10 protein-coding genes and 3 riboswitches are annotated in these 14,519 nt (G+C 49.7%); of the genes, 8 read left to right on the top strand and 2 right to left on the bottom strand.

Translation table 11 applies throughout. The features are described 5' to 3' along the window. Positions 1-40: 40 nt before the first annotated feature. Positions 41-146, bottom strand: a riboswitch (glycine riboswitch). Positions 147-149: 3 nt separating this feature from the next. Further along, positions 150-251, bottom strand: a riboswitch (glycine riboswitch). A gap of 187 nt (positions 252-438) precedes the next feature. Continuing rightward, positions 439-560: riboswitch (glycine riboswitch) on the top strand. Positions 561-735: 175 nt separating this feature from the next. After that, entirely contained in the window at positions 736-1,125 is a 390-nt protein-coding gene (gcvH, locus tag AK95_RS03410) for a glycine cleavage system protein GcvH (RefSeq protein WP_071218519.1), read from the top strand. Positions 1,126-1,242: 117 nt separating this feature from the next. Here the strand turns inward: gcvH and AK95_RS03405 are convergent, their stop codons facing one another. After that, positions 1,243-2,157, bottom strand: coding sequence for a DMT family transporter (locus AK95_RS03405; RefSeq protein ID WP_071218518.1), 915 nt, complete (start codon positions 2,155-2,157; stop codon positions 1,243-1,245). A gap of 99 nt (positions 2,158-2,256) precedes the next feature. On the opposite strand from AK95_RS03405, the gene AK95_RS03400 reads away from it, so the two are divergent. The 6 genes from AK95_RS03400 (at position 2,257) to AK95_RS03375 (ending at position 11,814) form a co-directional block, all read left to right on the top strand. Further along, positions 2,257-3,717 (top strand): aminotransferase-like domain-containing protein, encoded by a 1,461-nt coding sequence (locus tag AK95_RS03400; protein ID WP_071218681.1) that lies wholly within the window; start codon positions 2,257-2,259, stop codon positions 3,715-3,717. A gap of 165 nt (positions 3,718-3,882) precedes the next feature. Continuing rightward, on the top strand, positions 3,883-5,067 hold the full coding sequence (locus AK95_RS03395) for an NAD(P)/FAD-dependent oxidoreductase (RefSeq protein ID WP_071218517.1): 1,185 nt from the start codon (positions 3,883-3,885) through the stop codon (positions 5,065-5,067). 39 nt (positions 5,068-5,106) lie between these two features. Next, complete coding sequence (gene sigJ / locus AK95_RS03390; RefSeq protein WP_071218516.1) at positions 5,107-5,967, top strand: RNA polymerase sigma factor SigJ; 861 nt, start codon at positions 5,107-5,109, stop codon at positions 5,965-5,967. Positions 5,968-6,227: 260 nt separating this feature from the next. Then, complete coding sequence (locus AK95_RS03385; RefSeq protein ID WP_071218515.1) at positions 6,228-8,297, top strand: catalase; 2,070 nt, start codon at positions 6,228-6,230, stop codon at positions 8,295-8,297. Between the two features lie 255 nt (positions 8,298-8,552). After that, positions 8,553-9,836 (top strand): histidine--tRNA ligase, encoded by a 1,284-nt coding sequence (locus AK95_RS03380; RefSeq protein ID WP_071218514.1) that lies wholly within the window; start codon positions 8,553-8,555, stop codon positions 9,834-9,836. A 190-nt stretch (positions 9,837-10,026) separates the two neighbouring features. After that, positions 10,027-11,814 carry an SgrR family transcriptional regulator gene (locus AK95_RS03375; protein WP_071218513.1) on the top strand — a complete coding sequence of 596 codons (1,788 nt, stop codon included), beginning with the start codon at positions 10,027-10,029 and terminating at the stop codon, positions 11,812-11,814. Positions 11,815-12,228: 414 nt separating this feature from the next. Here the strand turns inward: AK95_RS03375 and AK95_RS03365 are convergent, their stop codons facing one another. Next, complete coding sequence (locus tag AK95_RS03365; RefSeq protein ID WP_071218511.1) at positions 12,229-13,152, bottom strand: cation diffusion facilitator family transporter; 924 nt, start codon at positions 13,150-13,152, stop codon at positions 12,229-12,231. A gap of 261 nt (positions 13,153-13,413) precedes the next feature. Here AK95_RS03365 and AK95_RS03360 point away from each other — a divergent pair, with 261 nt between their 5' ends. Beyond that, positions 13,414-14,517, top strand: coding sequence for a threonine aldolase family protein (locus AK95_RS03360; protein ID WP_071218510.1), 1,104 nt, complete (start codon positions 13,414-13,416; stop codon positions 14,515-14,517). Positions 14,518-14,519 lie beyond the last annotated feature (2 nt).

The raw sequence follows: 14,519 nt of genomic DNA, 5'->3' as shown, positions 1-14,519 counted from the left end.
CCGCGCTAGAAAAAAGCCCGCTCGTTACGTAATCCTTCTGCTCTGTCCTTTGTACCTGAGAGTTACCCCACATGTCATGTAAGTATAATGTCAAGCGTGTGTGAGTTTCCCCGTGGGTGATTCTACATTCAGAATTCTCTCCAGAGGTGCGTCCGGTAAAGGTCCTTTTGCCTGAGAGATTCACCGTGTTACGGCTTACTCCTTCGGCGCTACCTGTCAATCCTGTCGGTAATCTCTCCCGCTACCATCATCCGCGTGAAATTATTGAGTTGTCATCATCTTCCTTGCGTTCTTGTGATTATTATAAACGTCTCTCGCCATAAAGTGTCAACCTTTATTTCACTAAAATATTTTCAGTCTTAAAATTTTTGTCAGATATCTTGACATCACTTCGTCCCTGTTTTATTCTGTGGGAGAATAAGCCAACCGAATATGCGGATGACGATGGATGGGAGAGACCGCCTCGCGAAGGTTGAAACCTTGGCGGCACCGAAGGAGCAAACCGTTACGCCCGCCAGGCTGACGAGTAATCTCTCAGGTAAACGAACCGCCATCTGACGCAGCTCTGGAGAGTGCGCAAGCCACCCAAGGGGAAAGATCGGACCCACAAGAAGCGGTCGATCATAAACTCTCAGGTACCGAGGACAGAGAGAAGGCAAATGCCTTTTTTCGCGTCCTTTTTTTTCATTTATTTACCTTGATTTCATTTCTTTAAGAAAAGAGGAGTATCCGTAAATGAGCGAAATCAGAGAGAATTTGGTTTACAGCGACGATCATGAATGGGCATTGAAGGTAGATGGAAATGTGGTGCGCGTCGGTATTTCCGATCATGCGCAATGTCAGCTGGGCGATATCGTATTCGTTGAACTCCCCGAGACCGGCGCTGTCGTTGCCGCAGGTGACAGCATCGGTACCATTGAGTCGGTCAAAACCGTATCGGAACTGTATTCCCCTGTATCAGGTACTATCACGAAAGTGAATGCTTCTCTGGAAGACCAGCCGGAGCTTGTGAACGAAGAGCCGTACGAAGGCGGTTGGATCATTGAGGTTGAGGTGGAAGGTGACCTGGAGGAAGCACTCGGAAAGCTGCTGACTGCAGAGGCATATCGTGCCAAAGTGGATTAAGGATTGAATCATAACATGGAATAATGAAACATAACGGCTGCTACTCGTGATGAGGTTTACGAGTGGCAGCCGTTTTAAATTATGGTGCTAATCCTTGGAACCTTGAAGGGTTCGATATCAAGCGCTTGAAGCCACACGGCGCGCGGTCCGGCGTGCTCGAAGCTCAGGCAGATTCAAGATCAGTATTCCGCCGATGATGAGCAAGCTGCCAACGATGGAATAAAGAGAAATGGCTTCGCCGTACAGAAATGCGCCTAATCCCAACGCGATGATCGGAGAAACAAAGAGCCAGGTGGACGGAAAAAAGGCATTTGTTGCTTTTAGCAGCCAGGCATACAGACTATGCCCCAGCATCGAACCAACTATCGTTAAATACAAGACAGAACCGAGGGCTGGCAGCGTTAGAATACCATTCCATTGTACCTGTTCACTGAACAGGGATAACAGCAATAGGGCAGCGCCGCCATACATCATCTGCACCGCATTGATCGTAATCGGCGAGATATCCGGCATGTCAAAGGATAATTTTCGGGTAGCGAGGGAGCCAACGCTATAACCGATTTCGCCTATAAGAATGGCGATGCAGCTTAGAATCCAGATGAGATCGCTTCCCATCGCTATCTCGGGCATGATGAGCAAACATACTCCCGCAAAACCGACCGCACACCCCCAATAATCACTGCGCCGGGCATTCTTCCGCATTACAACCGATTGGATCATCAGAATCATCATGGGGCCTGTTGCCGATAGGATGGCAGCGATCCCTGAGGACACGTGCTGCTCGGCCCAATATAGCGTTGCAAACGTTAAGAATGTGCTGGTCATCCCGATTAGAAGGAATTCCTTGCGCAGGAGAAGGCTTGGTTTTGCCTTCCGCTGAAATACCATCCACAGGAAGATGATGGCGCCGGCTAGAAGAAACCGAAGTCCCGCCGAGAGAAACGGCGGCAGTCCTGCTTCAACGCCAATCTTGATGGCGAGAAACGTCGTGCTGAATATGGCGCACATAAGCAAGTAGTTAAAAATAATCATGTAGCATCCTCCTTTTTCTATACTATAATAGGTAGTTAATAGAACAGATTGCCGGTTGGTAGAACAGATATGTTCTATATCGGATCGGAGGAAGAACAGATGGAATTAACCACGCTGGACGACAAACATCAAGGTAAGCGGACTTTGCAGCAGTCGGTCTATGACACCATTCTGGAAGGAATTGCTCAAGGAGAGTGGAAGGAGACTGATAGAATCCCGTCCGTGAGGGCGATGGCCGAGCGTTTGAACGTTCACCGGTTAACGGTGCTGAAGGCTTATCAGCAGCTGCTTGAGGACGGGATCGTGGAAGTTAAATATAAATCAGGATATTTCGTAGCGCCAAAAGCGCCTGCGACATTGCAGGAAAACTATATATCCAGCCGGCCTTGGGAATATCAGGCCAAATCGATATATGTCAATCGCAGCCGCTTGTCCGATATTCACAGACATCAGGTCGATTACCAGATGTCGGAAGCGCTGATTGATCCTGCGCTGCTGCCGAACGCGTTCCTGTCCAATCACGTGAAACAGGTGTTTGACATGCATCCGAAGGTATTAAGCACGTACTCTTCCGTGTCCGGAGATTTGGAGCTGCGCGAGGAGATGGCCAGGTATTTTATGGATAAACAAGGCATAACGGTCCATCCGGAAGAGCTGCTCATTACGACGGGGTCCCAGCAAGCGATCGACTTGATCTCGCGTTCGCTTGTCAAAAGCGGTGATTCAGTATTGATTGAGCGGCCGACGTATAGTCCGGCGATCGATGTTTTTGTGCAGCAAAATGTCAAGCTGCTTCCCATTGAGATTACGCCGGAAGGATATGACCTGGAGCAGATTGAATGTCTTATGCGGACGGAGAAGCCGAAGCTGTTCTATATGAACCCGACTTTTCAGAATCCGACAGGGTACACGGTGCCGATTAAACAGCGCAAGGCGCTGGTTGAACTGGCGGAACGATATCAATGCGTTCTGGTGGAGGATGAGGTCTATCACGACATTTATTTTGGAGATCCGCCGCCGCTGCCCTTTTTTTATTACGATACCGAGGGCTATGTCATTCACATTCGAAGCTTTAGCAAATATGTGGCCCCTGGTTTGCGAATATCGGTGCTGGCGGCACGTCCGGAGCTGATGAATGTCATCCTGCCGACCAAGGCGCTGTCGGACAACGGGACGCCGCTGCTGACGCAAAAGATTTTCCAGCACTATTTCTTCTCGAGCAGGCTTCAGGAGCATGTGGCCAAGCTGCGGATTGCCCTGGAGCTTCGTAAGGATAAGATGGAAAAGCTGCTTGAGCCTACAGAATGGCGGTGGAACAGCCCCGGTGGCGGCTTGAATCTGTGGATACAGCTGCCGGAAAATATCAACGTGGATGCGTTGTTGCGGCAATGCCTGGCGGAATCGGTAGCTTTTGTGCCGGGGCGTATATGCGACCCGCTGGATCAGATGGATTCGTGGATCAGACTCAGCTACTCCTATATCAGCGAAGTTCAGCTGGAAGAGGGAATTCGTCGTCTCGTCGAGATTTCGGAGCAGGTGAAGCATGGCTCGTTGGCATGAACAATTACGTGAGTAATGAATTTCTTCTCGAAGTCATGTAGAGATCATGTCTGCCGATAAATTACGGAATATTATAAAAAAACGGTCTGATTGAATGTCACAAAAACAGCCCTCTTCTCGTGTTATGTGCAAAATCGCATAAAACAAAAGGAGATGGGTTGTCTCATGAAGGATCTAACATGTGTTGTCGTTGGTGGAGGCTTTGCAGGTATACATGCTCTAAAAGCGATTCATAAAACTTGTCATAAAGGAATAGGCGGAAGGAAGCTGCGCCTGATCCTGATCGATATGGGTTCCGCCCATGTGCGGAAAGTGCTGCTGTTCCGTCCTGCAGTGAGTGAAGAGGGGATTACCGTTCCTTGGGAACAGGTCATGCCGGAAGGTACCCGTTTCATACAGGGCAGGGTGATCGGCATGGATAAGGAGAGCAAGCAGCTGACTTTGGAAGACAGCACAGGTCTGGAACATAAGCTGGAATATGATGTCCTTGTGGTGGCCATAGGAAGCATCGTGCGGCAGGCAGCACCGGAACAAGGCGGAATATCGCTGACAGGCTTGGAAGCGGCGGAGCGGATCCGGGAACGGTGGCACGCAAACCTTAAGTTGGCAGTAAAGGAAACGAATGCGCAGGAGAAGCAGCGGCTGATGAGTACAGCCGTCGCTGGTGCCGGCATAACGGGCATCGAAACGTCAGCCGAGATGGTCCACGCCATGCGGACAGAGGCGGTTAAGCTTGGTTTAGATCCGAAGTTAATCCGTGTGCACCTATTCAATTCTCAGGAACGATTGTTCCTGGAAGGGCCTGCGAAGGTGGCTCATCGGCTTGAACGATATCTAACCGATCTTGGCGTAGTCCTTCATCATGGAAGAAGAGTGATCAAAGAGGAGCTGGGGCTGGTTCATGTCAACGATGGATCTCCGATCCCTGTGGGCATAACGGTATGGACGCTTGGCCTCACTCCTAACCCCGCGCTCCTCAGCCTCGGACTGCCGGTTACGATGGACGGTCAAATCGTTGTAGATGAAAGCTATCGTGTCAAAGATGCCCCGGGAGTATATGGCATCGGCGATTGCGCGCATGTGGTTGATCCCGCTAACGGTGCTGCCGACCGGATGACATGCAAGGAAGCGATCCCCCAAGCGACGCGACTTGGCGGCATTGTGCATGCGGATCTAATTGGTGCGCCTGCAGCCAAGCATAAGAGTGTGTCGGAGGGATATACGGTCGGGCTGGGGCCGGGACATGGGTTAGTCTGGTCGCGTACCTGGGGAATGGATATTATGATCACAGGAAAGCTGGCTTACAAGGTCAAATCGTTCATGTGGAATTATTCCAGCATGGTTCGCTAAAATAGCCGCAATCCTGCTTGAAAGGAATGAAGAAACGGCATGTTAGAGCTGTATGAGCAGTATAAGGGGCTCCTGTTTCATCTTGCTTATCAAATGACCGGAACGGTGTCGGACGCAGAGGACGCGGTTCAGGATGTGTTCGTGAAAGTTCAAAGTCTTCCCCCGGAGAAGCTGGAGGAGCCAAAAGCTTACCTGTGCAAAATGGTGACGAATCGCTGCATCGACGAAATCAAGTCAGCTCGAAATCGAAGAGAGCAGTACTACGGCCCTTGGCTTCCTGAACCGATCCCGACAGCTTATAGCGAGTCCTATGAAGCCGTCGAGAATCATGAACTGCTTTCCTATGCCATGCTGGTTCTGCTGGAGCGGCTGTCTCCTTCGGAGCGGGCCGTGTTTGTTCTGCGGGAAGCGCTTGGATTCGATTATCCGGAAATCGCCGGTCTGATCTATAAAACAGAGGCCAACTGCCGCAAGCTCATGAGTAGGGCAAGAGGAAAGATGGGGATCACGGAGGATGATCTGATTGGCGTGGGGTCCATGGCAGAGGAATGGGTGAGCCGGTTCTTCACGGCCCTCTCCGAAGGAGATGCCGAACATGTCCTATCCCTGCTAGCGGATGATGCTGTATTGTTGTCCGATGGCGGCGGTAAAGTGATCGCAGCTGCGAGACCGGTTGAGAGCAAGGAGCGGGTTGCCCGTTTCCTCATCGGCATTCTTCACCAAGCGCAGCTGGAGGATGGAGTAGCGCTGGAGATCGAGGTAAAGGAACTGAACCATCAAACCGCTGTTATATTCCGCCAGGGAAGATGTGTAACCGGCGTTATCTTTGTAAATATTCGGAACGGATTGCTGCAAAATATTTATATTGTGAGGAATCCGGATAAACTTTTGAGGATTTAAATTTAGGCTAGGAACATCGACGAAGTACATTCAGAGCAGTCCGCCTCTAGGGAGGGGGCTGCTTTTTTTGCTGGAAACCGGAGGTGCAGGCGCGAAACCTAATCGGACGATTAGATGAGCTTTTCATGAAGGAAGTTTGATTCTGGATTCGTATTCCAGTATGCAGGGTAAATACATTTCGGGTTCGCAAGCGGATCTGTTACCAAGTGCATTTACGTCAGACACGCATCTACTACCTACATACCAGGAGGTTCCGACAAATGGACAAATCAAACACCCATTCGAATGCTAACAACAGCCCGGCCAAGACAAGCAAGGACCAACAGCTGGAACAATTTACGGTAGACAATGACGGTAAAAACTTGACAACCAATCAGGGACTTAAGGTCTCAGAGGATGAACATTCGCTTAAAGCGGGCGAGCGCGGTCCAACCTTAATGGAGGACTTCCATTTCAGAGAGAAGATGACGCATTTCGACCATGAGCGGATTCCGGAACGGATCGTGCATGCCCGCGGTTTTGGGGCTCACGGCTATTTTCAGCTATATGAATCCATGAAAGATTATACAAAAGCCAAATTCCTGCAGGACCCTTCCGTCGTCACGCCGGTGTTTGTCCGATTCTCCACGGTGGCTGGCTCCAGGGGATCAGCCGACACCGTCAGGGACGTACGCGGCTTCGCAACCAAGTTTTATACGGAAGAAGGGAATTATGATCTTGTGGGCAACAATATGCCGGTCTTTTTCATACAGGATGCGATGAAGTTTCCCGATTTCGTTCATGCAGTCAAGCCTGAGCCGCATAACGAGATTCCGCAAGCGCAATCCGCCCATGATACGTTCTGGGATTTTGTGGCGAACAATTCAGAAAGCGCGCACATGATCATGTGGGCGATGTCCGACCGCTCGCTTCCGCGAAGCTTTCGAATGATGGAGGGCTTCGGCGTCCATACCTTCCGTTTCGTGAATGAAGAAGGACAAGCGCATTTTGTGAAGTTTCACTGGAAGCCCGTGCTCGGCACGCATTCCCTCGTATGGGATGAAACGCAGAAGCTGGCAGGCAAGGATCCCGACTTTAACCGGCGTGATCTGTGGGATGCGATCGAATCAGGAAATTATCCGGAATTTGAGTTTGGCGTTCAGATGATTCGGGAGGATGAGGAATTCAATTTTGGTTTTGACATCCTTGATCCGACCAAGATTTGGCCCGAAGAGCTCATTCCCGTCAAAATTATCGGCAAGATGACGCTCAATCGCAATACGGATAATTTCTTTGCGGAGACGGAGCAGATAGCATTCCATCCGGGACATGTCGTACCGGGCATCGATTTTACCAATGATCCGCTTCTGCAAGGCCGCTTATTCTCTTATACCGACACCCAGCTTTCACGGCTCGGCGGACCCAATTTCCACGAAATTCCGATCAACCGTCCAATCGCAGCTGTTCATAACAATCAGCGTGACGGGATGCATCGTATGACCATCAATAAGGGCCCTGTCAGCTATCATAAGAACGGTATTGCCGGTAACACGCCGAAGCCGGTTCCAGTGGAGCGCGGGGGTTATGAGCATTACACCGAGAAGGTGGAAGGACGTAAGGTGCAGGCACGCAGTGACAGCTTTAAGGATCATTTCAGCCAAGCGGCCCTGTTCTGGAACAGCATGTCCGAGGTCGAGAAGCAGCATATCGTATCCGCATTCCAGTTCGAGCTTGGTAAAGTACAGCGAAAGGAAATTCGCCAGCAAGTCGTTGACCTGTTCGCGAACGTCGATAGCGAACTTGCCACCCGGATTTCGGAGGGCATCGGAACCATGCCTCCGCAAACCAGCGGCTCCGCTTCCAGTGAGTCTTCTCCGGCACTGAGCATGATGAATACCGTGAAGCTCCCGCTAACCCGTAAAGTGGCGGTGCTGGCAGGCAACGGATTTACAGATGAACTCCCCTTTGTGCTTACACAGCTGCAGCAAGCCGGCATCATCACCGAGGTGGTTAGCGCGAAGCTCGGCGTCATTCAAGGCAAAGCAGGCGCGGAACTGGAAGTGAACCATTCGCTGCTTGGGGCGGATTCCGTCTTGTTCGATGCAGTGCTTGTCGCAGGCGGCGCATTAAGCGTATCGGAGCTCCTGGTGGAGCCGAAGGTGCTGGATTTTGTCAAGGAAGCGTATCAGCATTTCAAGCCGATCGCAGCCATAGCCGAAGGGGCGAATTTACTTCCATCATCCAGTGGTGAAGGGGTCGTGGTTGCGCAAGAGAATGAGAATTTGAAGCCTTTCGGCGAGGCCTTCATTGATGCCATCGCGGCGCATCGCCATTGGTCGCGTACGATCTAAGAATGGATTGCCCTTGAATATATAACACGATTGCGCTATAATTCCCCTTAATCATTTACGAAGAATGAAGGGGATTATACCATGATCAACATCAAATTCAATCAACTTCATCATCACAAGCAGCGTTAGCACGCCTGTCATTCTACAGGGTGGGCTAACGCTGTTCGCGTTGGCCTCCCTGCCGCATATCCAGCGCGCGGGACCATGAGGTCCGGCGCGTTTTTTATTTTCATTTAGAAGAAAGGATGATTAACGATGCAGAACGTAAAAGGAACGTATGATTATTTTGGCCAAGAACAGGCGATCCGAAGAAAGGTGCAATCGACGCTGCGTGAAGTGTTTGAATGTTATGACTATGCTGAAATGGAGACAACCATTCTGAATGAATCGGAGCTGTTGTCTTCCAAATACGCAGGAGGGGAAGAAATTCTGAAGGAAATGTACCAGCTGACAGATCAGGGTACGCGACGTCTGGGCCTCCGGTACGACTTGACGATTCCATTCGCCAAGGTAATCGCGCTGAATCCCGCCCTCAGCCAGCCCTTCAAACGTTATGAAATGGGGAAGGTATTCCGCGATGGTCCCGTCAAGCGGGGCAGATTGCGGGAGTTTCTGCAGTGCGACGTTGATGTCGTGGGAATCTCGGGACCGGAAGCGGAGGTTGAGCTAATGCAGCTTGCAGCCGAAGTGTTTCGGAGACTTGAAATTCCGATCAAGCTCAGGTGGAACAATCGAAGCTTTCTTGGTGAAATTCTTGGAGCTATGGGCGTACCGGAAGAGATGAAGCCATCCGTCATGCTGACGCTGGATAAGCTCGACAAGATTGGTCAGGAGGGGGTTCGACAAGAGCTTGCGGGTAAGGTGCTCGCATCGGAGATTTGTCGTCAAATTCTTGATTTTGTTGAGCTCAAGGAGCCGACATTAGCGCAAATAACAAGGACATACAACCTGAACAACGAGCGTGGAGCACGAGAAGTCCAGATCCTGCAAAATATGCTGCAGCGCGTCGGGTTGCAAGACATCTGCGTATTCGATCCGTTTCTTTCCCGAGGATTGTCCTTTTACACAGGAGCCGTTTACGAAATCTTTGACGCATCTCAGGGCTTTCGTTCAAGCTTGGGCGGAGGCGGCAGGTATGACGCGATTATCGGGCAGCTCGTTGGACGCGAGGACATTGTTTATCCTACGGTGGGTCTTTCGTTTGGCATGGAATCCATCATGGAGATGATCCGAAACCGTCCGATTGAAACAAACAAGCCGCTCGTTGTGGTTATCCCGATAGGAGAAACCATACCCGAAGGATTGACGGCTGCAGCGGCACTCCGGAATCGCGGGATTCATACGCGATTGGCGGACAACCGCCGCAAATTGAAAAAAACATTAGCTTCTGCTTCAGCTGAGAGTATTCCATATGCCATCCTAATCGGCGAAGATGAAGCGGCGGCGGGCATGGTTCGACTGAAAAAAATGACCGAGGGCAAGGAGCTTACATTGACTCTGCAGAAGGCGGTTGAGGTTATCATTCAATCCTGTGAATGATGACATGAGGAAGCCTTGCTTCCGCATCATGGGGTGTAAACTCATGACCAACAACTTGTATAGGCCGACATATGGAATGCCTTTGTTCTTTTTCGAATATAATGGTTTTCTACCGAAAAGGGACTCGCGCTCGAAACGATCTCCAAGTAGAATAAAGCGTATAGATGTTACCAGGGGGGAGCGGATTGCAATGCTGTACGAACAATTTTTCATGCTGCACCAAAAGCTTGCTGTTAACGCTCCAGCCAACACGGCTACGGAAGTGACGCTTGAGCAGATCGCCGAAACGTTATATTGCACAACGCGGAATGCCAAGCTCGTTATACGCAAGCTCGAGGAGAAGAGTTGGATTATATGGAAGGCAGGACGCGGGCGAGGAAACCGTTCCAAGCTTACGTTTCTAGCTGATCAAGCTGATCTGCTTCAGGAAGCAGCGCAGCAGCTCGCGTTAAAAGGGGAATATCGGCAGGCCTTCGAACTGCTGCGTACTTATGGTCAAGGTATTCACACTAACGATTCCTACGTGGAATGGATGAACGGGCATTTTGGCTTTAGCAAGGAGATGAGAGAAGGGGAAGCAGAAGCAAGGGATTCATTGCGGCTTCCCGTTTACCGCTTGATTGAAACGTTGGATCCCGCCGAATGCTACTACAGTTTTCAAGCGCATATGATCCAGCAGATATTTGACCGGCTGGTGATATACGATAATGCCAACGATCAATATCTTCCCGTTATCGCGCATTATTGGAACAGCAATGAGGATGGAACGATCTGGACTTTTCATCTGCGTAAAGGAATCCGGTTCCATGACGGTAGAGAGTTATCCGCGGAGGACGTGAAATTCACGGTGGAACGCCTGGGACGGGATAAACGAAATGCTTGGATCGTGCGTGAACTGCAGCGAGTAGAGGTGGTGTCGACTCGGGAGGTTCGTTTTATTCTTAACAAGCCGAATCGAATTTTTATCCGGTTTGTTAGCTCCATCTGCATGTCCATCGTGCCCAAACATTTGGTGAGTCTTGATGAAGAACAGTTCTGGAAGCTTCCTGTCGGAACGGGACCCTTTCAGGTGGAAGAATGGACCGATGAACGGCTGACCATACGTGCGAATCCCCATTATTATCAGGGACGGCCGCATTTGGACAACATCCACATTATCATGATGCCCGAGGATGCAGAGCATTGCGAGGTCAGCTGGGAGCGGCTGCTGCAAGATCCGGAGCGTATCGAGCATAAAGGTGAGAAGCATGCTGTGGATATCATAGAATCTTCCGAAGGCTGTACGACTTTGATTACGTGGAATATGAAGAAGCCGGGGCCCTATCAGTCCATCGAATTTCGCCGGGCATTCAGCCTGATTCTGAACCGTGCCGAGATGATACGCGAACTTGGCGGCAACCGGCTATACCCGGCCAAAGGATTCATTATGGATGAGCAAGCGCCTTACCGTAAAGACCGACATGATCCTGTGCTCGCAAAGTCATTGCTGAAACAGTCGGGTTATGACGGCTCTCCCATTACCATGGCTACGCTCGCCAATCATATCAAAGACGCGGAATGGGTTCAGAAGCAGTGCGCTTCCATCGGGATTCCATTGACTATCCGGGAGGAGAGGATGGATACCATACACCAATCGGATGTGATGAACACGATGGATTGTGTCTTGCACGGCCTTGTTCTTCCAGGTGAAGAAGTATGTTTAATCGAGAATTACGAGCAGAAGGGAAGCGTAGTTAAAGAGTTCATGGATCCATCGCTGCATCATTGGGTGAAAGATTGCGTGGATGATGCGCTTGCCAGCGAGTGGTATGAGGAGCGTTTGAGTTTGTTATCCCATATTGAAGAGAGGCTTCGGGAGGAAGCGCATGTATCATTCTTGGTTCATACGAGATTTTACGCAAGCTTGGATTCTTCTTATAAAGGGGTTGTCATCAATAATCTGGGGTGGCTGGATTTCAAGCAGATTTGGCGAGTGTGATATCTTCTCATAAAAAGAGCAAGCGCGAATAACCGCGCTTGCTCTTTATTTATTATAAGGATTTTGTGCGGCTTCTTCGGGATCTCCGCTTCCGAAAGAAGCCATAAAGTTTATCGAGAATTCGAGTATTCCTTGAGGTATGCTGCGATTCACATGCGATCTCGTCATGAATTATGAATCTTCCTTGACGATCAAGTTCGTCCCATTTTCTTTGCTGGTATTCGTTCAGTTTTTCCAGTGTATAAAAATCGTTGCTCATGTTAACCTCCCTATCAGACATTCGGAGTTTTCTGTAACGCCGGTAGAATGTCTTGATACTCACATTATGGAGGTCAACCGAGCTTGTAAAAAGTGTAAACCTCGGCAGCTTTTTTTCCCCTTTTCATGAACTAAAGGACTACCGCAAAGAAGAGATTAGACTTTATTATCACGATGCGTGATAGTGGAGTTCTCAATCTGGATCGTTGAATGCTCGATGTGGAATCGGCTGTCCAGAAGATCGATCGCTTGTTGCAGAATCTCATAACTGTTCGCTTCGTCCTCGGCGACGAGATGACAGCTTAAGGAATCGAAATTGGACGTAATCGTCCAAATATGAAGATCGTGGATGCCGGTGACCCCAGGTATAGACAGCAGGGATTTCTTTACCTCATCAGGGTTTATCGCTGCCGGTGCTCCCTCCATCAGAATATGAACGGTATTCTGTATGATTCTCCAGGCGCTCTTCAGGATCAAGATCGACACAAGGATGGATATGATAGGATCCGCAATGTACCATCCGAAGGCCATCATCACGATCCCGGCGATGATGGCTCCTACCGAGCCGAGCGCATCGCCGATAACGTGGAGGTATGCGCTGCGGAGATTCACATTGTTCTTTACATCTCCCGTTCGCATTAAGAACCAGGCACTGAGAAGGTTAGCCAACAAGCCGATGGCTGCAATGAGCATCATGCTTCCGCTGGCGACGGTTGGCGGGTCGTCAAAGCGCTGAATCGCTTCCCATACGATAAAGCCGGCGATGACAAACAAGGCGACGCCATTTAGTAGTGCTGCCAATATTTCAAAACGGTAAAAGCCATAGGTTTTATTCGGCGATGAGGGTTTTGTGGCAAACCATAATGCGACCAGACTGAGCAGCAAAGCGCTGGCATCACTTAACATATGCCCGGAATCGGATAACAGAGCCAGACTGTTGGTCAGCAAGCCCCCTATAAACTCTAGAATCATGATGCCAAGTGTGATGATGAGGGCAATGGCAAGTCCTTTTTTGTTTCCTGAGCGGGCATGATCATGGTGGCTGTGGTCATGCCCATGATGGTGGTTATGATGATGCATAATCGAAAACTCCCTTCGAATCCATCTGTGGAATGAATCAATAATCATGGAACCATTTGTGTTATTTATAATATGAACATATGCTCATATACAATGTAATCCTTTGGTTTATTTTTGTCAAGTTTTTCCGAAAGTATTGCGAAAGCGAATATGATTTTTCACTTGTTCATTTATCTAGTATGCTTGATAAGTGAGGAAATTAAATTTTACGTGTGATGATTAGTTCTTATTTTCGGTTGAAGAGAAGGAGTGATATGCGACATGGGAGAACAACGTAAATCGATTAGCGAAGCTTATAGCGAAACAGCCTATCCATTGATTGGACATAGCCGCAGGAATCTCGAGGTGCTGCTGGAGGCATTTCGGGATGTGGATGGGTCGCAAATGGGGGATACATACGGCAAAGGCGCCATCATTGAGGAGTTTCAGGCACGCATGGCAGACGTTCTGGGCAAGGAATCGGCTGTCTTTTTTCCGAGCGGAACCATGGCGCAGCAGATTGCTTTGCGGATCTGGTGCGATGATGCTGGGCTGAAACAAGTGGCTTATCATCCCCTCTGCCATCTGGAGATTCACGAAGAGGACGGGCTTAAGGAGCTGCATCATATCGAACCGATTCTCCTAGCCGATAAAGAGCGTTTGATTACGCTTGAAGACGTGCAGAGTCTGAATCGTGACATTGCATGTTTGCTGCTGGAGCTGCCGCAGCGTGAAATCGGAGGGCAGCTGCCCGAATACGAAGAGCTGGAGGCCATATCGGCGTATTGTCGTTCTCAAGGCATAAAGCTGCATCTGGACGGGGCAAGATTGTTCGAGATCACTCCGTATTATCAAAAAACGGCGGCCGAAATCTGTGCTCTATTTGACAGTGTATATGTGTCCTTCTATAAAGGTATAGGCGGGATTGCCGGCGCCATTCTGGCTGGCGGCACCGACTTTGTGGAGAAGTCCAAAGTATGGAAACGGCGTCATGGCGGGGATCTGGTCAGTCTTTACCCGTATATCATCAGTTCAAGTTATTATTACAAGGAAAGAATAGGTAATATGGGCCGGTATTACGAGGAAGCTAAAGAGCTCGCAGCGCTGTTTAATCAGTGCGAGGGCGTGAATACGAAGCCTGCCGTGCCCGTATCGAATATGTTTCATGTGCATTTTGAATGGGGCAAAGAACAGCTTGAACCCATTCTTATTGAGGTTTACCGCGCGACGGGCGTCGGATTGATCAGTTATCTAAACGAAGCAGGGGAAAGTCAATGTTATACGGAAGTCCACATCGGGGAACGGTACAGCAAGACGCCGAGAGAAAGCATTCAGCAAGCTTTTCAATTGTTGAATGAGAAATTGAGGGAAGCTACGAGCACATGACA

The organism is Paenibacillus sp. LC231, assembly GCF_001860525.1.
Classification (GTDB): domain Bacteria; phylum Bacillota; class Bacilli; order Paenibacillales; family Paenibacillaceae; genus Paenibacillus_AQ.
The sequence above is the reverse complement of the archived record's forward strand: the minus strand, read 5'-3'. Positions and strand labels throughout refer to the sequence as shown.